This is a genomic window from Alsobacter sp. P4_H11 (assembly GCF_056400925.1).
This window is the reverse complement of sequence record NZ_JBFUKI010000006.1, coordinates 116,214-137,403: the sequence shown is the minus strand read 5'-3', so window position 1 is coordinate 137,403 and position 21,190 is coordinate 116,214. Positions and strand designations below refer to the sequence as shown.

The 21,190-nt window shown below is 70.5% G+C and carries 21 protein-coding genes; 2 read left to right on the top strand and 19 right to left on the bottom strand.

Features of this window, described 5'->3' with window-relative positions:
- Positions 1–13: 13 nt before the first annotated feature.
- Positions 14–1,234 carry a DNA topoisomerase IB gene (locus AC1DSZ_RS12165; RefSeq protein WP_476838631.1) on the top strand — a complete coding sequence of 407 codons (1,221 nt, stop codon included), beginning with the start codon at positions 14–16 and terminating at the stop codon, positions 1,232–1,234.
- A gap of 9 nt (positions 1,235–1,243) precedes the next feature.
- Here AC1DSZ_RS12165 and AC1DSZ_RS12160 read toward each other — a convergent pair whose 3' ends face one another.
- From AC1DSZ_RS12160 to AC1DSZ_RS12070, 19 genes are all read right to left on the bottom strand, one after another.
- Positions 1,244–2,140 (bottom strand): class I SAM-dependent DNA methyltransferase, encoded by an 897-nt coding sequence (locus AC1DSZ_RS12160; RefSeq protein ID WP_476838630.1) that lies wholly within the window; start codon positions 2,138–2,140, stop codon positions 1,244–1,246.
- Positions 2,133–3,140 carry a GNAT family N-acetyltransferase gene (locus AC1DSZ_RS12155; protein WP_476838629.1) on the bottom strand — a complete coding sequence of 336 codons (1,008 nt, stop codon included), beginning with the start codon at positions 3,138–3,140 and terminating at the stop codon, positions 2,133–2,135. The genes AC1DSZ_RS12160 and AC1DSZ_RS12155 overlap by 8 nt, the downstream gene beginning before the upstream one ends.
- Positions 3,137–4,195, bottom strand: coding sequence for a glycosyltransferase (locus tag AC1DSZ_RS12150; protein WP_476838628.1), 1,059 nt, complete (start codon positions 4,193–4,195; stop codon positions 3,137–3,139). The genes AC1DSZ_RS12155 and AC1DSZ_RS12150 overlap by 4 nt, the downstream gene beginning before the upstream one ends.
- A 564-nt stretch (positions 4,196–4,759) precedes the next feature.
- Entirely contained in the window at positions 4,760–5,632 is an 873-nt protein-coding gene (locus AC1DSZ_RS12145; RefSeq protein WP_476838627.1) for a PIG-L deacetylase family protein, read from the bottom strand.
- Positions 5,629–6,558 carry a glycoside hydrolase 5 family protein gene (locus AC1DSZ_RS12140; RefSeq protein ID WP_476838626.1) on the bottom strand — a complete coding sequence of 310 codons (930 nt, stop codon included), beginning with the start codon at positions 6,556–6,558 and terminating at the stop codon, positions 5,629–5,631. The genes AC1DSZ_RS12145 and AC1DSZ_RS12140 overlap by 4 nt, the downstream gene beginning before the upstream one ends.
- Positions 6,555–7,355, bottom strand: coding sequence for a TIGR04290 family methyltransferase (locus AC1DSZ_RS12135; protein WP_476838625.1), 801 nt, complete (start codon positions 7,353–7,355; stop codon positions 6,555–6,557). Before AC1DSZ_RS12135 ends, AC1DSZ_RS12140 begins: the two co-directional genes overlap by 4 nt.
- Positions 7,352–8,182: a nucleotidyltransferase family protein gene (locus AC1DSZ_RS12130; protein ID WP_476838624.1), complete on the bottom strand. Its 831-nt coding sequence runs from the start codon at positions 8,180–8,182 to the stop codon at positions 7,352–7,354. The genes AC1DSZ_RS12135 and AC1DSZ_RS12130 overlap by 4 nt, the downstream gene beginning before the upstream one ends.
- Before the next feature lie 11 nt (positions 8,183–8,193).
- Complete coding sequence (locus AC1DSZ_RS12125) at positions 8,194–9,291, bottom strand: CgeB family protein (RefSeq protein ID WP_476838623.1); 1,098 nt, start codon at positions 9,289–9,291, stop codon at positions 8,194–8,196.
- A complete protein-coding gene (locus AC1DSZ_RS12120) occupies positions 9,288–9,887 on the bottom strand; it encodes a histidine phosphatase family protein (RefSeq protein ID WP_476838622.1) in 600 nt (199 codons plus the stop codon). The genes AC1DSZ_RS12125 and AC1DSZ_RS12120 overlap by 4 nt, the downstream gene beginning before the upstream one ends.
- A 13-nt stretch (positions 9,888–9,900) precedes the next feature.
- On the bottom strand, positions 9,901–10,980 hold the full coding sequence (locus AC1DSZ_RS12115) for an inositol-3-phosphate synthase (protein WP_476838621.1): 1,080 nt from the start codon (positions 10,978–10,980) through the stop codon (positions 9,901–9,903).
- A gap of 50 nt (positions 10,981–11,030) precedes the next feature.
- A complete protein-coding gene (locus tag AC1DSZ_RS12110; protein WP_476838868.1) occupies positions 11,031–12,065 on the bottom strand; it encodes a UDP-glucuronic acid decarboxylase family protein in 1,035 nt (344 codons plus the stop codon).
- Between the two features lie 160 nt (positions 12,066–12,225).
- The gene (locus tag AC1DSZ_RS12105) at positions 12,226–13,350 is read right to left on the bottom strand and encodes a CgeB family protein (protein WP_476838620.1); all 1,125 of its coding nucleotides are present in this window, start codon (positions 13,348–13,350) and stop codon (positions 12,226–12,228) included.
- The gene (locus AC1DSZ_RS12100; protein ID WP_476838619.1) at positions 13,347–14,441 is read right to left on the bottom strand and encodes a CgeB family protein; all 1,095 of its coding nucleotides are present in this window, start codon (positions 14,439–14,441) and stop codon (positions 13,347–13,349) included. The genes AC1DSZ_RS12105 and AC1DSZ_RS12100 overlap by 4 nt, the downstream gene beginning before the upstream one ends.
- Positions 14,438–15,589 carry a CgeB family protein gene (locus AC1DSZ_RS12095; protein ID WP_476838618.1) on the bottom strand — a complete coding sequence of 384 codons (1,152 nt, stop codon included), beginning with the start codon at positions 15,587–15,589 and terminating at the stop codon, positions 14,438–14,440. Before AC1DSZ_RS12095 ends, AC1DSZ_RS12100 begins: the two co-directional genes overlap by 4 nt.
- Complete coding sequence (locus tag AC1DSZ_RS12090) at positions 15,586–16,716, bottom strand: glycosyltransferase family 4 protein (RefSeq protein WP_476838617.1); 1,131 nt, start codon at positions 16,714–16,716, stop codon at positions 15,586–15,588. The genes AC1DSZ_RS12095 and AC1DSZ_RS12090 overlap by 4 nt, the downstream gene beginning before the upstream one ends.
- Positions 16,713–17,810 carry an SDR family NAD(P)-dependent oxidoreductase gene (locus tag AC1DSZ_RS12085; RefSeq protein WP_476838616.1) on the bottom strand — a complete coding sequence of 366 codons (1,098 nt, stop codon included), beginning with the start codon at positions 17,808–17,810 and terminating at the stop codon, positions 16,713–16,715. Before AC1DSZ_RS12085 ends, AC1DSZ_RS12090 begins: the two co-directional genes overlap by 4 nt.
- Positions 17,807–18,919 carry an NAD-dependent epimerase/dehydratase family protein gene (locus AC1DSZ_RS12080; protein ID WP_476838615.1) on the bottom strand — a complete coding sequence of 371 codons (1,113 nt, stop codon included), beginning with the start codon at positions 18,917–18,919 and terminating at the stop codon, positions 17,807–17,809. Before AC1DSZ_RS12080 ends, AC1DSZ_RS12085 begins: the two co-directional genes overlap by 4 nt.
- Positions 18,920–18,928: 9 nt before the next feature.
- Positions 18,929–19,219, bottom strand: a complete 291-nt coding sequence (locus tag AC1DSZ_RS12075; RefSeq protein ID WP_476838614.1) for a hypothetical protein — start codon at positions 19,217–19,219, stop codon at positions 18,929–18,931.
- A 127-nt stretch (positions 19,220–19,346) separates the two neighbouring features.
- Positions 19,347–20,351, bottom strand: coding sequence for a heparan-alpha-glucosaminide N-acetyltransferase (locus AC1DSZ_RS12070; RefSeq protein WP_476838613.1), 1,005 nt, complete (start codon positions 20,349–20,351; stop codon positions 19,347–19,349).
- Between the two features lie 142 nt (positions 20,352–20,493).
- On the opposite strand from AC1DSZ_RS12070, the gene AC1DSZ_RS12065 reads away from it, so the two are divergent.
- Entirely contained in the window at positions 20,494–21,174 is a 681-nt protein-coding gene (locus AC1DSZ_RS12065; RefSeq protein WP_476838612.1) for an SGNH/GDSL hydrolase family protein, read from the top strand.
- Positions 21,175–21,190 lie beyond the last annotated feature (16 nt).

The following is a 21,190-nucleotide window of genomic DNA, read 5'->3' as shown; positions in this document are numbered from 1 at the left end:
GGACGCCCCCGCCATGGATTCCCAGCCCGCCGAACTGCAAGACGACGCCAGCCCGCTCGAGCAGGCGACAAACGAGGCCCAGCGCGAGGCCGCCGAGCAGGCGGGGCTCGTCTACGTGTCCGACGAGGAGCCGGGGTTCCGGCGGCGCAAATCCGGCAAGGGCGTGAGCTATCTCGACCTCGACGGCAAGGCGATCCGCGATCCCAAGGTCTTGGAGCGCATCCGCAAGCTCGCGGTGCCGCCAGCCTACACGGATGTGTGGATCTGCCCGGACCCGAACGGGCACATCCAGGCCACCGGGCGCGACGACAAGGGGCGCAAGCAGTACCGCTACCACCCGCGCTGGCGCGAGGTGCGCGACAGCGACAAGTTCGAGCACATGCTGGAATTCGCCAAGGGCCTGCCGGCGCTGCGCGAACGCATCGACGCCGACATGGGCAAGCGCGGGCTGCCGCGCGAGAAGGTGCTGGCCACCGTGGTGCACCTGCTGGAGAACACGCTGATCCGCGTCGGCAACGCCGACTATGTGAAGCAGAACAAGAGCTACGGCCTCACCACGCTGCAGGACCGGCACGTCAAGATCGAGGGCCAGGAGCTGCGCTTCGCGTTCAAGGGCAAGAGCGGCAAGACCTGGAAGCTGAAGGTGAAGGACCGGCGCATCGCCCGGCTGGTGAAGGCTTGCCAGGACATTCCCGGCCAGCACCTGTTCCAGTATTTCGACGAGAACGGCGAGCGCCAGCCGGTGACCTCGGCGGACGTGAACGCCTACCTGAAGGAGGCGACCGGCCGCGACATCACGGCGAAGGACTTCCGGACGTGGGCCGGCACCGTGCTGGCCGCCATGACGCTGCGCGAGTTCGAGACCGTGGACAACCAGGCGCGCTCCAAGAAGACCATCAAGGCCGCGGTGGAGCGTGTCGCCATCCGGCTCGGCAACACGCCGACGATCTGCCGCAAGTGCTACGTGCATCCCGAGGTGTTCAACGCCTATCTGGATGGCGGGCTGGTGGAGAGCATCGAGGAGGAGGTCGACGCCGAGCTGCGCGACAATCTCGAGAAGATGAAGCCCGAGGAGGCCGCCATCCTGGTGGTGCTGCAGCGCCGGCTGAAGCAGGACCTGCGCGCGCGGCTGGAGAAATCCGTGGAGGCGGTCGCCGAAGAGGCTCCGCCGGCGAAAAAGCCGGCCCGCAAGGGCGCCGGGCGGAAGGCGAAGGACGAGCGGGCCGCCGCGTGAGCGGCGCGCTCAGGGCTTGCGCAGGCGAAACACGAGGCCGTCCCACAGCGTGAACGGCCGGTCCGGCTCGCCCTCCGGGACGAGGCCGGCGGCGGCCGCCCACGCGGCGAGGTCGTCGGCATCCCGGGCGTCGTCTCCCCGGTAGGACAGGTTGGCGAGCACGAGGCGGCCGCCGGGCGCGAGCGTGCGGGCCAGTTCGGCGACCATGCCGGGCGCGAGGTCGCCGCCGGCCTGGACCAGATAGGGAAACACGTCCACGGCGAGCGCGAGGTCGTAGGACGCGGGTTGCACCTCGGCGAGGTCGCGGCCGTTGGCTTGCGCGAAGCTGGCGTTCGGGAGTGCGGCGCAGCGGCGGCGCGCCTCCGCGATCATGCCGGCCGAAACGTCGAGGCCCAGCAGCCGCCGGCAGCGCGGCGCGATCAGGGCGGAGAGGCGGCCGACGCCGCAGCCGAAATCCAGCACGGCCGCATCGGCGCGCAGCGCGCCCCAGCGTTCCAGCGCGTCCACGAGTTCGCGGCTGACTTGGGCTGTGAGCGCCGGGTCGCCCAAGCCGTAGAGCGCCACGCCGGCGTCCGGCGCGCTGGCCGCGAGGTTGTCGAAGACGCCGGCCCATTCGGCGACGGCGGCTTGCGGCGAGGTCGCGGGGGCGTCGTGCCGGGCCTGCGCGAGCACGTCGTGGATGGTCGACCAGGCCTGTGGGCGATCGGCCCAGCAACGCTCAACGGCTTCGAGCCGCGCCCGCGCGACCTCGTCCGACGGGGCCGCGACGGCGTCGCGGAGGGCTTCCCGGGCCGCCGTCTCGCTCGGAGCCGCCATCAAGAGGTGCATGAGGCCGAGATGGGGCGGGCAACCCGCCGCAGCCGCGCGGGCGAGAGCCGCCGCGATCGCCGCCGAGGCGTCATCCATGGGGCGGGCTCATGAGGCGCCAGCGGTTGGGCTGGTCCACCGCCCCCCAGTCATATTTGTAGGCCTCCTGGCCGCGCAGAAACGAGAACGCAGCCGCGCCGCGTCCGGAGGCCCGCCCCACGGCGCGGCCGAGCAGGATCGCGCCGGGGCTTTCATGCGCGAAGGCGGGGTCGAAGCCGCCCACATACGCGTAGGAGCGGCGCTCGTCGTGAAATCCGTAATAGGCGCCCGCGATCTCGCCGCCGATGCGCAGCAGGGCGGTTTCGGCCAGCCCTTCGGCGAGCATGAGCGGCAGCGCGCGGGCGTGGAACTCCCGCACGGACGCGTCGTCCAGCACGCCGGCCTCGCCCCGGCTGAGCCAGCGCGCGCCGTGCAGCCGCGCCAGCGTGTCCAGAAAGGCTGACGGGCCGATCGCGTTGGCGTCCTCGAACAGCATGGGGCCGCGCCGTTCGGCGCGATGGCGGGCCATGCGGGTCTTGCGACGGCGCGTGGCCGGAATGCTGCGCGGCAGGCCGCAGTCGTCGGTGGAGCGGTCCCGGTCGAGCGCCAGCACCGGGCAGGTCTCGCCGCCGCCGCTTTCGTCGCACCAACCCGGCGGCGGCGGGATCAGCCAGGCGGCGGCGTCCGGGGCGAGGTCGACCCATTGCACCGGCAGGCCGATCCGCGCGATGGCGGCGCTCACGGCGCTGGCGGCGTCCGGGCAGGCGGGGTCCAGCAGCACGTCGCAATGGTCGCTGAGCGAGATGCCGACAGGGAGAAGGCGGGCGCCGCCGGTGCCATCCTCCCGATAGAGCGGCGCAAGCGCGACAAGGGCCTGCCCGTCCCACACGGCCACGGTCGCAAGGGCGCCAGGGTGGAACACCGCCCACCAGGGGCGCAGCCAGGCGGCGGAGCCAAACGGCGTAGCCGCCGGGCAGCGCCGCCACAGGGCGCCCCAGGCTGGTTTGAGCGCCGCCAGCGCGGCCTCGTCCCGGATGATCTCGGCCTGAAGCGCGCTCATGCGGCGCCCCGGCTCCGATGTGCGGCGACCAATTCCCGGTAGAGCCGGAGGTAGCGCCCGGTCATACCGCTCAGCGAAAAGCGTTCGCGCGCAACGATTCGGGCCCGCTCGGGATCGATGTCGCGGGCGCGCGGTATGGCGGCCGTCATACCGGCGACATCCTCGACCAGAAAGCCCGTCTCGCCATCCCGCACCGCCTCCGGCAAGGCGCCACGCCGGAACGCCACCACGGCGGCGCCGCACGCGATGGCCTCGCGCGCCACGAGCGAGCTGGTCTCGTCTACGAGGGCAGGAACAAGGAGGCACTGCGCCGCATGCAGGAGGCGGCGCTTGCGCGCGAAGCCGACCGGCCCAATGAAGCGGCGTCTCCGGTCGAGGCGTGGCGCAACCTCGTCGGCGAAATAGCGCTGGTGCTCCGGATAGGCGAAGACCTCGCCGGCGATCACAAGATCGATGTCGGCCGCCTTGGCGGCCTCGATCGCGAGATGGACGCCTTTTTCCGGGCAGATACGGGCGAGAACGAGCGCGAAGCCGCGCTTCGAGAGGCGGATCTCCTGAAGCCGCTCCACCGGCACGCCGTTCTCGATCGGCGCAAGCAGGTTGCTGGCGGGTGGGCACGTGGCCGCCTGCGTGGCCGAAACCGGGTTCAGCCAGAGCGGTCGCGGGCCGGGTCGGAAGATCGCGGGATCGTACCAGGACGCCGGGAGGTGCAGCGTCGCGAGCATCGGGATCGGGAGGTCGGGCAGGTAGGACGGAAAGTCGATGCCATGGAAATGGATCAGGTCGACGGGCTCGCGGGCCGCAACGGCCTCGATCGCCTTGCGGCATTGCCGCCGGACGGCGTCGCGGGCGGCCTCGGTGAGGTCCGCGTCGACGCGAGGAAGCGCGACAAGTTCGCCGGCGACGCGCGATCCAGCCTGCGCGATCACGATCGAGCGGCGTCCCGACGCCACGATCGCGGCCTCGACGGCGGCCAGCACCTGCTCGGCCCCGCCCGCCGCGTCGGGGCTCACGGGCGCGAACGGATAGGCGACGCTGAGGATGGCGCCGGTCATATCGATTGCCCCGCCAACGCACCGCAACGAGCGCCGAACGAGGCCGCAGTCCCACCCTCCCCTTGAGGGGGAGGGTCGCCGCGAAGCGGCGGGGTGGGGTGACGCCGGGCATTGGGCTCCGACGGTTCAGCCAGCCTGAAAGAGAAATCCTGCCGGAACGCGCCCGGCCCCGGCTGCACCCCACCCCGCCGGGCTTCGCCCGTCGACCCTCCCCCTCGAGGGGAGGGTGGGCTGCGGAGCGTGCTTGTCATGCGGCGGGCGCCGGCCGGGTTGACGGCCGTTGATGGGTCAGCGATGCCGCGGATGACGCCTATCATGCCGGTTGCCCCGCCAACGCACCGCAACGAGCGCCGAACGAGGCCGCAGCCCCACCCTCCCCTTGAGGGGGAGGGTCGCCGCGAAGCGGCGGGGTGGGGTGCAGCCGGGCATTGGGCTCCGACGGTTCAGACGGCCTGAAAGAGAAATCCTGCCGGAACGCGCTCTGCCCCGGCTGCACCCCACCCCGCCGGGCTTCGCCCGTCGACCCTCCCCCTCGAGGGGAGGGTGGGCTGCGGCGAGGCGTTTTCATGGGGCGGGCGCCGGCTTGTCCGGCGGTGGATCCGGCAGGCCGAGCTCCTGACGGGCGGCGGCGACTTTGGTGAGCCACTGCGCGCCGTCGAGGCCCCAGTCGTGGCGCTCGTAGAGGATGCGGCCGCCATTGGGGGCGGACGCGAAGTCGTAGTCGGGCGCGTTGCGGAAGCGCTCGGCTTGGAGCGGGAACTGCGCCAGCGTTTCGCGCTGGGTCGCGTGGGCGGCGATCATGCGCTCCTTGCGGGAGACATCCTCGGGATCGAGCACGAGTTGCACGGCGACCGAGCCCTGGATCGGCTCAAAATGCTGGGCCTGGAATTCGCCTTCGTCGCCGAGGCGATAGAACGGCGCTTCGATGATCTCCACGGCCCGCCCCTGCGCGTTCACGGCGCGCACGGCCGCGTGCACCGCGAAGGCGACGCCGTCATGGTCGGGGTGGCCGCCCTCATAGGCGTGCGTGAGCACGATGTCGGCGTCGCCCAGCGCGGCGACGAGGCGGCGGGCGACATCCGCGAGCGCATGCGCGACACCCTGGTCGGGGATGTTGAGGAACGACACCTGGATGTCGGCGGCGTCGCCCTCGCGCAGCGCCGTGGCGAGTTCCTCGTGACGGGCCTGCGCGTAGGCGGCGGCGTCCGCAAAGCCGTGCCGGCCCGCATCCGCCAGGTCGCGCGGGGCGCCATCGGTGACGACCACGATCCGCAGCCCCGGCAGGCGGCGCAACTGCGCGCCGAGCGCCAGCGTCTCGTCGTCCGGATGGGCGAACACCGCCACCATCCGGGACGCGTCCACGGGCGGGCGCGACGGCTCGGCGAGTTGGGCCAGCGCATGGAGCGCCGGGGTGGAATGCCGCGGGATCTCGCTCATCCGGTCATCGCCTGGACGGGCGGTCGCGCCGCGGCCGAGCCCGGCGCATAGCGCTGGATCATGCTGGCGCAGAAATCCGCGAACTCCTGCTTATCCAGCGGCGGGCTGGTGTGGTGGGGCTCGATGCCGCGATGCTCGGGGGTGAAGCAGAAAGTGACGGTGACGTCGAAGTCCTGCAGCGCCTCCATCTGGCGGTCGAACCAGTCGAGCGCGTTGGGGCGGAAGCTGTCGGCCCAGGACAGGCCGGTGCGCAGATAGGTGACGCCGAGGCGCTTCATCCACGCCACCGCGTCGTCGAGCCGGTGGTCCTCGTAGTGAAACCACTGGCACAGGCCCATCTGGGGCGCGTATTCGCCGAAAACCTCCAGGGCGGGCTTGGGCGTGCCGTCCTCGCGCAGCAGGCCCATGTAGAAATGCCGGTAGTAGGACGAGCCCTCCGCCTCACGGTGGCGGGTGGTGGCCGGCCAGTCGCGCGGCAGGTCGTAGAGGCTGTACCAGTGGATGCGCGGCGCCTGCCCGATCAGCAGCTCTGCGGTGCGCTTCAGGCCCCAGGCCTGGACCTCCTCGGCTCCGAAGGTCGAGATGCCGACTTCCGACACCCAGACAGGCAGGTCGGTGACGGCCTTGATCTCGCGGATCTTCTCCGGCCACTCGTCGAGCTTCCAGAGGTTCCAGTCGAGCGGGAAGCCATGCACCGCGACGGCGTCGACATTGTCGAGCACGCCCTTGGAAGCCATGTTGTTGACCCAGCCGGGATCGATCGGCGACATGCCGCCGAGCACGCGCGGGATGTTGGGGTTCTCGGCCTTGATCGCCCGGCCGGCCGCCACCGCCATCTCGGCGAACTTGCTCCAGTCGGGGTCGATGTTCGGGTCCCAGTGGGACTTGTTGTTGGGTTCGTTCCAGATCATCGCGGCTTCGATCACGCGGGCCTCCCATTCGCGCCAGGGACGCCGTTCGCCCGGGAGGGGCGGGCCGGGTAGACCGGCGCGGCGTCGGGGTTCTTGTCGGCGACCCGGCAGAGATAAACCTCCTGCTCGGGGTGCTGGACGATGCTGAAGCCGGAGCTGCGGAGCATGGCTTCCACGCAGGCGGCGTTCGGGGCCCACCAATTGGTGGGGTCCTGCGAATAGCGATGCTCGATGAAATGCATCTTTGGCCAGGTGGGCCGGTCGAACATCGCGGTCTCGGTGAAGGGGTAATCCTCCTCCACGGGCTCGACCTGCTCGGCCCCGCGCTGCATGGACTGGAACACCATGAGGTCGCCGCAGACATGCTCGCGGATCAGGTCCAGCGCCAGCAGCGGGTGGCGCAGGTGATAGAGCACGCCCATGAAGATCACGACGTCGAACTTCTCGCCCAGCGCGCCCACGTCGTAGACGGAAAGCTGGCGGAACTCGATCTCGCTGAAGCCCAGCACCTCGGCGGCGAAGCGGGCCTGGCGCAGATAGTCCTCGTCGAAGTCCACGCCCAGCACCCGGGCGGCGCCGCGGCGCTTCATCTCCATGGAGTAGAAGCCGGCGTTGCAGCCGATATCGAGCACCGTCTTGCCGGTGAGGTCGGCCGGAATCGCGTTCTCGAAGCTCCTCCACTTGATGTTGGGGTAGTCGCCCAGGAAGTGCTCGGGCGCGGTCTGGACGCCGTTGAGGTTGATGTTGTGGAACCACGGGCCAAGCGCGGCGGCGCGGCTGCGGATCTCGTCCGGGCTCATGGTGACGGTCATGGGCGCGGGCTCCTGTTGGCGATGATTTCGGCGGTGTCGAAGGGGCGGCCGTCCGGCCGGCCGAGCTCGACCCGCAGGCCGGGCGTCGGGCGCTCGTCCGGCTGGGCGGTTTCGCCCAGCATGCCGATGGCCGCGCGGTAGCCGTTGAGCGTGCCGACATCGACATAACGCTCGCCGGCCTTGACGCCGACGGCCTTGCCGCCCTGCGCCAGCCAGGCGTTCACGAGCGTGCCAATGAACTCGTCGCGGCCGTTGCGGGCCTCCCAGAGTGCGCGCAGCTCGGCCAGGATGGCGCCCGACATCTTGAACGCGCCCCAGATCCAGCGCGAGGTGGCGTCCTTGCTCTTGACCTGAATCTCCAGGACGTTGCCGTCCCGGTCCATCGCGACCGCGTCGAAGAATTCCGGGTGGTCGACCGGAAACAGCAGAAACGAGAGCTTGTCGTCCGGCAGCTCGGCCAGCGCGTCGGCCGGGAACCAGACCGTGTCGGGCAGGCCGACGATCACCTGCTCGTCGGCGGGCACCAGCGGGGTGGCGCGGAAAATGGCGTCGCACAGGCCGCTCGGGCGCGGCTGCACCACATACGCGATGGTGGCCGCGCCGTAGCCGCCGCCGTAATACTCCATGATGTCGGACTTGCCGGGCGAGATCACGAAGCAGATCTTGGTGGCGCCGCCGCGCAGCATGCGCTCGACGAGATATTCGCTGACCGCGCACGGCCGCTCGGTCTCGCCGTCGAGGCGGCTGCCCACGGGCAGCAGCTCCTTGGAAAAGGCCAGCGGCTGAATGCGGCTGCCGCGGCCCGCGGCCGGAACGATACCCCACATGGTCAGCTCCTTCAGGCTTCTGCGGCCATGGACTGGCGGCTCGCGGCTTTCGCCGCATCGAGCGCGTCCAGCAGATCCCGGGCGCGGTGCGCCGAGGTGTGTTCGGCCAAGACGCGCTCGCGCGCCCGCCGGCCGATGGCGGCGACCTCCTCGGGCGAACGGTCCAGCGCCGCGAGGGCGTCGTCGGTGGTGCGCGCCAGCAGGATCTCGCGGCCGGGCTCGAAGAAATCGTCCAGCCCCTCCCAGCTGTCCGACAGCATCGCGGCTCCGCAGGCGGCGGCCTCGAACAGGCGGCCGGACGGGCACCAGCCCATCTCGGCCATGGCCTGGCGGGTGACGTTCAGGGTCAGGCGCGACGAGGCGTAGAAGGCCGGGTGCTCGGCCGGGGGCAGGTGGCGGACAAAGAATATGTTGTCCGTCCAGGGGAAATCCTGCGGATACTGCGCGCCGGCGAGCAGGAAGCGCTGCGCCGAGCGGCGGCGCGCGGGCTCGATGAACAGCGCCTCGAGGGCGGCCTGCCGGTCCTGCGCGTAGGTGCCGAGGTAGGAGAGATCGGCCCGGAAGCGCTCGGCCGGCGGCTCGGGGTGGTGCACGTCCGGGTCGACATGGCCGTAGAGGGGCGCGACCCGGCGGGCGCCGAGGCGGGTCTTCAGCGCGTCCAGCGCCTCGCCGCCCGTGTAGCTGAGCACGAGGTCGAAATCGCGAAGGCCGCGCGCGCCGATGGCCTTCACGTCCGCGCCGCCGCCGATCAGGCTCAGGGTGACGGGCGTGTCGAGGTCGTAGAACACGGCCAGCGGGCGCGGGGCGTCCATGATCAGCGCCGTGGCCTCGACGCCGTGCGGGCAAAAGCTCGTCACCATGGCGACGTCGGCGTCCGCCAGCTCGCGCCGGCCGCGCGCATAGGCGTCGCGCCAGTTGGCGTAGAGCACGAGTTCGCCGTTGGGCAGCGCCGTGAGGTCGCGGTTCTCGGCGTAGTAGGGCGTGTCATGCTCGAAGAACACGACGCGGTGGCCCTGGTCCGCGAGCGCGCGGATGAGGCCGCGCCAGAGGGTGGCGTGGCCGTTGCCCCAGGAGGACGAGACCGTGAGGCCGAAGATCACGATCTTCATGCGGCGGCCTCCTCGTTGAGGCGATGGAGACGGCAGCCCCACTCGCCCATCACGAGCGTGGTGACGGAGCCGGGCGCGATCTCGATGCGACTCCAGCCGTCGATCCCGAGGCCGAGCGCGTAGAGCACCAGCGCGCGCAGGGGCTCGGCGTGGGCGACCAGGGCGACGCCCGCGCCGGGGTGCTGGGCGACGAGCTTCAGGGCGCAGCGGACGACGCGAGCCTGCACGTCGAGCGCGCTCTCGCCGTTCGGCGCGCGGGCGAGGCTGCGGTTCTGGTTCCAGTTGATCCAGGCGGGGTCGGGGGCAAGCTCCTCGAAGGTGCGGCCGGTCCAGTCGCCGGCGTCGAACTCCTCGAGATCCTCGTCCGTGGTCACCGGCAGGCCGAGGCGCCGGCCGATGGGCTCGGCGGTTTCCTGGGCGCGCTCGCGCGGGCTGGCGTGGATGGCGGCGATGCTTTCCCGGCCGAGACGCTCGGCGACCCACTCGGCCTGGCGGCGGCCCTCGTCCGACAGATGCACGCCCGGCGTGCGGGCGCTGAGCGTCCGGTTCACCTGGTCGTGCGCGCCGTGGCGGACGAGAAACAGCGTGGTGGTCACGGCCGGGCCCTGCTCACGCGTCGCCGTTCACGAAGGAAAGCGTGCGCTCGCGCGCCTCGCCGTCCGTGAACTGCTGCGGCGGGGACTTCATGAAATAGCTGGACGGCCCTGTCAGCGCGCCACCGATCTTGCGGTCCAGCGCCAGCTTGGCGCAGCGCACGGCGTCGATCACGATGCCGGCCGAATTGGGCGAGTCCCACACTTCGAGCTTTAGCTCGCAGTTGAGCGGCACGCCCCCGAAGGTGGTGCCTTCCATGCGGATGTAGCACCACTTGCGATCGGTGAGCCACGGCACGTGGTCGCTCGGGCCGACATGGACGTTCTCGGGCGCGAGCGGCACGTCGAGCTGGCTGGTGACCGCCTGGGTCTTGGAAATCTTCTTGGACTCGAGACGCTCGCGCTCCAGCATGTTCTGGAAGTCGGCGTTGCCGCCGAAATTGAGCTGGTAGGTGCGGTCCAGCCGCACGCCCCGCTCCTTGAACAGGTTGGTGAGCACCCGGTGCACGATGGTGGCGCCGACCTGGCTCTTGATGTCGTCGCCGATGATCGGCAGCCCGCGCTCCTCGAAGCGCCTGGCCCAATCCGGGTTGGAGGCGATGAACACCGGGATGCAATTCACGAAGGCGCAGCCGGCCTTCAGCGCCTGCTCGGCGTAGAACTCGGTGGCGGCCTGCGAGCCGACCGGCAGGTAGGAGACCAGCACGTCGGTGCCGGAGCGGCGCAGGATGTCGACCACGTCGTCGACAGGCTCGTCCGACTCGGGGATCTCGTCGCGCATGTATTTGCCGACGCCGTCCAGCGTCGGGCCGCGGCTGACGCGCACGCCGGTGGGCTCCGGCCTGGCGAAGCGCTCGGTGTTGTTGGGCGCGGCGAAGATCGCCTCGCTGACGTCCTTGCCGACTTTTTCGGCGTTGATGTCGAAGGCGGACGCCACCGCGATGTCGCCGACATGGTAGCCGCCGAGCTCGACGTTCATGAGCCCGGGCACGGGCTCGTTGGAGTTGGCGTCGCGGTAATAGGTCAGGCCCTGCACGAGGGACGACGCGCAGTTGCCGACGCCCACGATGCCGATGCGCAGTGTGTTGCGGCTCATCACGTGTCTCCTCATGTTGCGCCCTGCGGGCGGGCGCGCGCCGTCCGGGATCAAACCCGGGCGGCTTCTGTCAGCGCAAAGGCGGCGCGCGCGGCCGGGCGGGCGTTGGCGCGCTCGAACTCGTCCGTGAACCACGCGATGGTGGCTTCGAGCCCGGTCTTGAGGTCGGTGGACGGGGCCCAGCCCAGCATCTCGCGGGCGCGGCTGATGTCCGGCCGGCGGCGGCGGGGATCGTCGATGGGCAGCGGCCGGCTGACGATCTTGGAGGCCGAACCCGTCATGGCGAGCACGAGCTCGACCAGCTCGCTGACCATCAGCTCGTTGGGATTGCCGAGATTCACCGGGCCGGGCAGGCCGCCATCGTGGCGCATCAGCGCCATCAGACCCTCGACGAGGTCGTCGACGTAGCAGAAGGACCGGGTCTGCGAGCCGTCGCCATAGACCGTGATGTCGCGGCCGGACACCGCCTGGGTGACGACGTTGGACACCACGCGCCCGTCGTCGGCCGCCATGCGCGGGCCATAGGTGTTGAAGATGCGGGCGACCCGCACCTCGGCGCGGCCGGATCGGGCGAAGTCGAAGGTCAGCGCCTCGGCGGCGCGCTTGCCTTCGTCGTAGCAGGCGCGCGGGCCGGTGGAGTTGACGTTTCCCCAGTAGGTCTCGACCTGCGGATGAGCCTCCGGGTCGCCATAGACCTCGCTGGTGGACGCGAGCAGGAACCGCGCCCCGGTGCTTTCGCACAGGCGCAGCAGGTTTCGGCTGCCAAGCACGCTGGTCATCATCGTGTGCTCGGGATCCGCCTGATACTGCGGCGGCGAGGCCGCGCAGGCGAGATTGTAGACGAAGTCGACCTTGCCCTTGCCGAGGCGCGCGACCGCGGCCGGGACCGGCTCGATGATGTCGCTCTCGATCATCTCGAAGCGCGCTTCACGTTCGAGGTGGCGGATGTTCTGCGTGCGGCCGGTCTGCAGGTTGTCGATGCAAATCACGTGAGAGCCGTCGGCCAACAGGGCGTCGCAAAGATGCGAACCAACAAAACCTGCTCCGCCGGCGACGACGACCAGATGACGCTTCCCGTTCTTCATGGTCACGACCTTTCGCTCATTCGTACGCCAACGCCGCAGGATTGTAGATGGTTCAAAAATCCTCCGCGGTGTCTTTGCTGTCGGTTCATCATTTCGGAGTAGACTTTCGCGGCGAACTACATCGAATTGCTGGAGAATTCGATGGACGCGTCGGTGCGTGTCAGGCGGGGGCGGCTGCGAGCTTTCGTCGCGGCGGAGCGGCGGCCGCGATGGCCTCCAGCAGGTCCGTTTCCAGCTCCTCGGCTCGGCGACGGGCGCTGTGGTTGCGGCGGACGCGCTCCAACGCACGCCGGGCGACGTCGCGCCGGGTCGCCTCGGTCCAGCCGGTCAGCACCGCCAACACGTCGTCCGGGCCGTCCGCCAGGGCGATCTCGGCGTCGGCGACGAAGAGTTCGTCCAGGCCTTCCCAGCGATCCGACACGATGGGAGTTCCGCAGGCGGCGGCCTCGAATAGCCGCACGCTCGGGCTATGGCCTGCCCGCACCATGTCGGCGCGGGTCACGTTCAGGGTGAAGCGGCTCGCCGCATAGAAGCCCGGGTGGTCTGCCGGAGGCACGTGCTCGATGCGCTCGACATTGGCCGGCCAGGCGATGTCGGCCGGATATTGCGGCCCGGCGACCACGAAACGCAGCTCCGGCGCGCGGCGCGCGGGCTCAATCAGCAGGCGCTCCAGCACGGGCTGCCGGTCGGGGCTGTAGGTGCCGAGATAGGAGAGGTCCCAGCGCCGGGCCGCGTCCTGCGGCCGGTAGGCGTCCGTGTCCACCGAGCAGTAGAGGGCGCGGGCGGCCGGCGAGCCCCAGCGGCGCTCCAGCGTGCGCAGGGTCGGGCCGCCCGTGAAGGACAGGTAGAGGCCGTAATGGGGGATCAGCTCGGGGGCGAGATATTCGCGGTCGCCGCGCTCCAGCCGCGCCAGCGTGACGGGCGTGTCGATGTCGTAGAAGGCCGTGACGCCGCGCGCGGTCTCCTGCACGAAGCGCCCCACCGCGACCCCGTCCGGCACATAGGAGCCGACGATCACGGCGTCCGCGTCGGCGATCTCGCGGGTCCAGTTCCGCAGTTCGTCGAGGTCCCGGTAGAGCGCGAAGCGGCAGAAGCCGGGCTCGGGCAGGTCGCGATGCGCCGCGTACCAGGGCACGTCGCGCTCCAGGAACAGCACGTCATGGCCGCGCTCCGCAAAGGCCCGCAGCAGCGCCCGATAGGTGGTGGCGTGGCCGTTGCCCCAGCTCGACGAGAGGCTGAGGCCGAGCACGACCAGCTTCAGCGGGCGTGGCGGCTGAGCGCTCATGCGGCGCTCCGCTCGCGGATGCGGCCGGCCTCTTCGGCCAGGATGGCGTCGACCTGCTCGCCGCGCTTCTCGTAGGTGTGCTCGGCCAGCACGCGCCGCAGGGCCGCCTGGCCAATCTCGTTGGCGCGCTCGCGGGAGAGGTTCGCCATGTGGTCCAGCACGTCCTGGCCGTCGCGGGCGACCAGCACTTCTTCGTCGGGCTTCAGGAACTGCTCGATGCCTTCCCAGGCGTCCGTGATCAGGCACGCGCCGGCGCCGGCGGCCTCGAACACGCGGGTGGCGGGCGAGAAGCCGATCTCCGCCATGCTGTCGCGGGCCACGTTCAGCACCGCCATGGGGGTGCAGTTGAAGGCGTTGTGATCGCGCGTGTAGACGTGCCCGACCCGGTTGACGTTGGCCGACATCGCCTTGTCCTCCCAACCCGAGCCGCCGAGCAGGAAAGACTTCTCGGGGATGCGGGCGGCAGGCTCCAGAAAGAAGCTCTCGACGCGCTTCTCGCGATCCGGCAGCCGGTTGGCCAGAAAGCCGAGATCAGCCGTGAAGCGCGGGTCGGCCGCGACCGGATGGTGGGTGGCGGGATCGAGCGCGTTGTAGATCGGAACGCAGCGGCGCGCGCCGAAGCCCTCATAGGCGGCCACCACGGGCGGGCCGCCGCCATAGGTGAACACGAGGTCGATGCCTTCCAGCGCCTTGCGGAGCGGGTGCTTGTCGAAGCCGCGCATCTCGGCCAGCGTGGCGGGCGCGTCCACGTCCCAGAAGATCCGGATCGCGTCCGGCCGCGATGCCTTCATGACGCCGTCGAGCAGCTCGTCGTCGAACACGCCGACGCCGCTCGCTTTCACGACCACGTCGGCGGCAGCGGCTTCCGCCACCACGGCGCGCACGGCGTCCTCGGTGGCGTCGTAGACCTTCACGGCGGCCCATTCGGGCGGCTCGATGTCGCGGTGCTTCTGCCGGTCATAGGCGTCCGGCTCGTAGAACGTGATGGAGTGGCCTCGCCGGGCGAGATCGAACAGCATGCCGCGGTAATAGGTGGCGGCGCCGTTCCAGTAGGAGGACAGCAGGCTGGAGCCGTAAAAGGCGATCTTCATGGGGTGGTCTCCAGCAGCGCGGAGGCATGGGGGGATGCGGCAGGCGCGGCGCTTTCGTCGGCGAGGCCGAGCCTGGCCGCGAAGCCCAGGAGCTCGCGCATGCGGTGCGCGCAGGTGTGGCGGGCCAGGATGGTGGCGAGACCGCGCCGGGCGAGCGCGGCGCGCAGGTCGGCGTCCTGCGCCAGCGCGCGCAGATGCGCCGTCATGGCGGCGCCGTCCGGCGCGACCAGGAAATCCTCGCCGGGCGTGAACAGCCCCTCGCTGTCGCGCCAGGGCGCGGACACGAGCGGGATGCCGCAGGCCAGCGCCTCGAACACCCGGATGGTCGGGATGCCGGGCAGCAGGTCCACATAGAACCGCCGCGGCACATGCACGGTGGCGAGATGGCGGGCGAACACGGCCGGCGCGGCCGCGTTGGGCAGCCAGCCGCGATAGCGCACGCCATAGCGCGCCAGCGTGGCCAGCGCCTCGTCGGGGTAACGCACGCCGTGGATGTCGAGCGGCAGGCCGGCGTCCCGCGCCGGGCGGAAGAGGAACGTCTCCAGCTCCTCGGTACGCTCGCCGTCGCCCCAGTTGCCGATCCAGACGAGGCCGTGGCGCTCGCTCTCGGTCGCGGGCGGGTGAAACAGGCGAATGTCAGCGGCCTCGTGCCAGACAAAGACGCGGTCGCCCCAGCCCCACTGGCGGTAGACCTCGGCCAGCGTCTCGCCAAACGCCAGCACGCCGTCATAGCCCTCGAGATCGAAGGTCCGGATCGCGTCCGGGTCGCTCACGGCGCGGTGGTGCGTGTCGTGGAACATGAGCCGGAAACGCCCGCCGGTGCGGCGGATGCGGCCGATCTCGGCGACCAGCCAGGGCTCGTTCCACTCATGCACGATCACGAGGTCGGAGCCGTCCAGCAACGGCGCGAGGTCGTCGCCGGGAGCGTAGGTCCGCGAGGACAGCTCCGGGTAGCTCTCCCGAAAGGCGTCGAGGCCCGCCTGGCCGTGATCCTGCAACAGGTTCTGCAGGCTCCAGGCGCCTTCGGGCTCCAGCACGGCCACGTCGTGGCCCGCATGCATCAACTCACGCAAAACGCCGCGCAGGAAATGCGCGTTGCCGTGGTTCCAGCAGGATTGGAGCGAGTGCGTCCAGTACGCGACCTTCATGCGGCGCGCTCCCGCCGGCTGCGCGCGACGGCGACCTCGGCATGCGCCGCCAGGGTGGCGGCGGCCATGCGGTCCACCGTGAACCGGGTCGCGCGGGCGCGGGCGGCTTCACCCAGCGCGATGCGGCCCGCCTCGTCCGGAACAAGATCGCGCAACGCGACCGCGAGCGCGTCTGCGTCGCCCGGAGGCATGAACACCGCGACGCCGTCCCAGAGTTCGCGAAAACTCGGAAGGTCGGACAGCACCAGCGCGCATCCGTGCTGCGCGGCCTCCAGCACGCTGAGGCCGAAGGGCTCGTAGAACGCGGTCGAGCAGAACACCGGGCGGCGCGCCAGGGCGTCGGCCATCCCGGCAGCGGCCAGCGAGCCGAGCGCGACCGCGTCGTTCAGCGCCGCCCGGGCGCCGTTGGGGCCTATCAGCGGCCCGGCGGCGCGCATCGGAAAGCTGACCCGTCCGGCGGCGGCGTCGAACACGGTCGCGCCCTTGGCTTCGTCCCAGAGACGCCCGGCCGTGAACACGCTTGGGTCCAGCCGCGCGCCGGGCTCAGCCGCGGCGGGCGCGGCGCGGCCGTTGTGGACAGCGCCCGGAACGGTCGCGAGCCCGTAGGCGCGGGCGGTTGCGTCCGCAAAGGCGGCCGTGGGGGCGAGCACGCGGTCGGCCTGCGCGAGACCACGCGCCGTCCGGGCGACCCGCCAGGCGAAATCCTCCGGCAAGGGAGCGTCGGCCCCGCGCATGGCGGCGTGCCATGTGGCGAGGCAGGAATGGTTGACGACCAAGACCGGGATGCGGAACGGCGCGTCCGCGACCAGGGCCGGGGCGTGGCAATGCACGGTGTCGACGGCATGCTCGTCCGCAAGCGCGGCGAGGCGCCGGGCGGTTTCGGCGAGCTGGGCGTCGTTGTCGGCGGTCCAATCGAGCGGCAGCCCGCTTTCGACCAGAAGCAGCCCGGGAACGGAGGCGGCCGCTTCCCGCTGCGCCTGGTCGGGAGCGGGGCCGAGCACGGCCAGCACGGTTTCGATCCCCTGCCGGGCGAAGCCGCCCGCCAGGTCCACCGCATAGGTCCAGACGCCCCCGACCGCGTCGGCCGTCACGAGGATGCGACGCAACGAGGGAGGGGCGGCGTTCACGACGCCGCTTCCAGGCGGGCGTCCGCGTATTGGGTCGCGACCGCGCGGGCGGCGCGCTCGCCTTCCAGCCAGCGGGCGAGGCGGCCGACGCCGGTGCGCCACGGGATCGGCGCGCCGAGGCCCAGCGCCGCCTGGGCGCGGCTCGGGTCGGACACGTAGTAGCGCTGGTCGCCGGCCCGCCAATCGGCGTAGCGGGTCTCGACCGGGCGGCCCACCGCCTGCTCGATGTGGCCGATGAGCTGGCGCAGGCTGACGGCGTTCTGCGGCCCTCCGCCGAGGTTGAATGCCTGGCCGGAGACAGCCTCGATGCGCTTCAGGCACGCCACATAGGCGTCCACGGCGTCGGACACGTCGAGAATGTCGCGCACCTGCCGGCCGTCGCCATAGATGCTGATCGGCTCGCCTTCCAGCGCGCGGATCAGGAAGTGAGCGACCCAGCCCTGGTCCTCGGTGCCCATCTGGCGCTGGCCATAGATGCAGCTCATGCGCAGCACGGCCGTGGGCAGCCCGAAGCTGCGGGAATAGTCCAGCACATACTGGTCGGCCGCCCCCTTGGAGCAGCCATAGGGGGTGTGGAAGTCGAGCGGGCGGTCCTCGGACACGCCGCGGTTTCGCACGGCCGGGTCGGTCGGCGCGTAGGCCTCGTTCTCGATCGCGAGCGGGATGTCGGCGAGGTCGCCGTAGACCTTGTTGGTGGACGCGAACACGACCGGCACGCGGCGGCCGCTTTCGCGAAGCGCCTCCAGCAGGTTGAGCGTGCCTTCGAGGTTCACGGTGAAATCGTCGCGCGGGTCGACCATGCTGGTCGTTACCGCGACCTGGGCGGCGAAGTGGAAGGCCGCTTCGCACTCGCGGGCGGCGGACGCCAGGGCGTCACGATCGCGGATGTCGGCCCGGACCGCGTGAATGCGCGCGCCGTGCCGCTCCTGCAGCCAGCCGAGGTTGCGCTCGACGCCCGGGCGGGTGAGCGCATCATAGACGATCACGTCGCGACCGGCCTGGGCCAGCCGGTCGGCGAGGTTGGAGCCGATGAACCCGGCCCCTCCGGTGATCAGGATGGGGCCGCCCGCGCCGATGCCGGGATCGCCCGTCATGCCACGAGCCCCCGGCGCTCGAGTTCCTGCCGGGCTTCGGCGACCCGGTCCTCGGCGGTCTGCTGCGCGACCCACTCGGCGAGCTCGGCGAGGCCTTGCGAGAAGTCCATCGTGGCCGTGAAGCCGAGTTCGTCGCGGGCTTTCGAGATGTCGCAGAAGCAGTGGCGGATGTCGCCGATGCGTGCCTTGGCGACGATCTCGGGCGTCTGGTTCGGCCGGCCCATCGCGGCGGCCAGCATCTCGCCGATCTGGGCCACCGAACGGTCATGGCCGCTGCCGACATTGTAGACCTGGCCAACGGCCTCGGGCTTCTCGAGCGCCAGCATGAACGCCTTGGCGACGTCCGTGACATGCACGAAGTCGCGCCGCTGCAGGCCGTCCTCGAAGATCATCGGCCGCTGGCCGTTGAGGATGCGGGACGCGAAGATCGCCAACACGCCCGTGTAGGGATTGGAGAGCGCCTGGCCGGGGCCGTAGACGTTGAACAGCCGCAGCGCGGCGGCCTCCATGCCGTAGGCGGGCGCCACCGTGAGGGTGAGGCGCTCCTGCACGTATTTGGTGAGCGCGTAGACGGAGGCCAGCGACGGGCGCTTCCACTCGGGCGTGGGCAGCGGCGTCAGCGCACGTCCCTGGCGGTCCACCGGGTCCCAGCCCTGCACGTCGGACGTGCGCGGCTTGCGCTCGGCGTCCTCCACCATGGCGCCGTCGGCGTCCTGGTAGAGGCCTTCGCCGTAGATGCTCATCGAGGAGGCCACGACGACGCGGCGCACGGGCTTCTCGATCAGCTTCTGGAAGAGCACTGCGGTGCCGAGGTCGTTCACCCCGACATAGCGGTCCACCGCATACATGCTCTGGCCGACGCCGACCTCGGCCGCGAGGTGGATCACGGCGTCGACGCCCTGCAGGGCGCGGCCAACCGCGGCCTCGTCGCGGACGTCGCCGACCGCCACCTCGATCGAGCGGTCGAGGTGGTCGGGCTGCTTGCCGCCATGCACCTGGTCGATAAGGCTGTCCAGTACGCGGACGTCATAGCCGCGCTCCAGGCAGGCCTTGGCGACGTAACGGCCGATGAACCCGGCGCCGCCGGTGATCAGGATGCGATCCGACACGCGCGGGCCTCAGTTCTTGTCGCTGTTGCGGTGAATGAACTTGTTGAACCGGCTGGGCTTGTGGCCTTTGCCGCCGGCCTCGTCCTGGTGCAGGAAGGCGAGCTCGTTGTCGTCGAAGGCCTTGAAGAAGTCGTCCCAGGAGATTTCCTCGAGACCTTCGTCCTTGTCGCCGAAGTCGAGCCGCAAGATGCCGGGGCCGCCCTTGCCGCCCGTGTCCTTGACCCGGGAGGGGCGTCCGCCGCGTTCCTCGGCCCATTGGCGGATCTCGTCGTGATCCGTGGTGACCTTGGCCTCGCTCATGCTGACGCTCCCGCAACTTATGCTTGTACCCGCGCCAAACTCCTCCTTCGCGAGATTGGTTCCTTTGTTCATGCGCGCTAGCGGACGAACGCGGAACTCCGTGCGGAATCAGACCGCCGCGCGAAGCTCAAGGCTTCGGGGCTGCCCCGGCCGGGGCGTCCGGAATGCGCTCGCGCTGGCAAGCGGCCACGAAACCGGGCATTCGCCGATCGATTTCGGCTTGCGAGAGGCTGATCTCGGCCCGTTCGGCCGCCCGGATCTTGCCTTCCACGCAGCCGCAGGCCGACACGCAGAGCGCTTCCGCGGCGCCTGTCGCGCGGCAGGAGGTGCGACATTCGGTCTGGAAATCAGCCGGCTGAACGGCCGGCCGCGGCGGGGTCGCGGACGCCAGCAAGGATAGCGCGCCGAAGAACAGAGGCTGGTGGAGGAGGTACAAAGGCAGGCTGTGGCGGCCCGCGAAGGCGAGCGTCCGGCCGACCGGGCCGCTTGCCCGGATAGAAGCGAGCCGCTGGTCCCACCCGGCCGCGAGGCCGAACCGCGCCAGTGCGACACCAGCCAGCACGAGGCCGAACCACGGGAAGATCGGCTCATAGTCGTTGGTGCGCGGGACCGTGTCGCCGAGACCGAGCCAGAGCAGGGCCGGGGACGCGAGCGCCGGGAAGTGGGCGAGGTTAGGCAACGCGACCACGACCGCCGCCACGATGGCGGTGAGCCACGCGGAGGCGCGCCGAAACGGCAGGGCCAGCACGCTCGACAGCGCTATGCAGTGCAGGATGCCGAAGAAGATGAATTCGTCCGGCGTCGCGTACCACGTCGCGAGCGAGATCGTGGCCGCCGCCGCCGTCACCAAAGCGAGCCTGCGCGCATAGGCCCGCCAGTTCATCCCGCCACGATCAGCCAGCACGAGGCCGACGCCGACCAGCACGAGGAACGACGACGCGATGCCCTTGGCGAACCAGCGCCAGCCCGGGTCGACGCTCGCCTGCAACTCGATGAAGCCGAAAAAGCCGAGGTCCCAGGTGAAGTGGTAGACGAACATCGCCACGATCGCGACGCCGCGGGCCACGTCGACGATGGGCAGGCGCGGCTGGGCCATAGTGGAACCGGGCGGCGAAGCAATCTGCGGGTTCATCCACCCTTCTTAGTGGGTCCCGGACGGCGCCTGCAAACGGGGTTGCGGGGCGAAGCGAACGCCGCCTATAAGTGCTTATCATTCGTCAATTCTGCTGAGCGCCGTGCCCCGACCTTTGTTGGCCTCTCGCCTGTTCTGGGCCTTGGCGCTCGTCGCCGTCGTGGCGGCCGCCGCGCTGCTGGTGTTTGGCGCGGGTCGGACCACCGCCCGGGTGGCCCGTGTCGCAGACTATGCGGAGAGCCGGCTGGCGGTGGTGAAGCACCAGATGGCTGCTGCCGGCCCGGGACACGTGCTGCTCGCCGGAGACTCCAACATCGAACTTTTCGGAGCGCCGCGTGAGGGCTGCGGGCGAGAGCTGGTCAATGCCGGCGTGAGCGGGGCGACGGTCAAGAACTATGAGCCGATCGCCCGCAGACTGGTTCCCTGGGCCCGGGCGCACGCGACGGTGCTCACCATTGGGACAAATGATCTCCTGCGGAAAAGCGAGCCGCTTTCCGCTCATAACATCGATCGCTTCGCCGGCGCGGCGGCGACCATCATTGCGACGCTGGGGGAGCGGTCGGACAGCCTGATCGTGACGGCCATTCCGCCGGTCGGGGATCACCAGCTATCAGCCGTGGATGCCGATGCGGTGGAGCGTTACTCGACAATTCTGCAGGAAGCCTGCCGCAAGCCGCACTGCGTCTTCGTGGACCCGTTCCAAGCGGAGCGGACCACCATGTTCGGCGTCGCCCGCGAGGGCGCGACCGAAGGACTGCACCTCCTGCGCTATCAGGCCGCTTATGCGGACTTGCTGCGGGGCGCGTGCCACACGCCGGACTGATCGGCGATCGATTAGC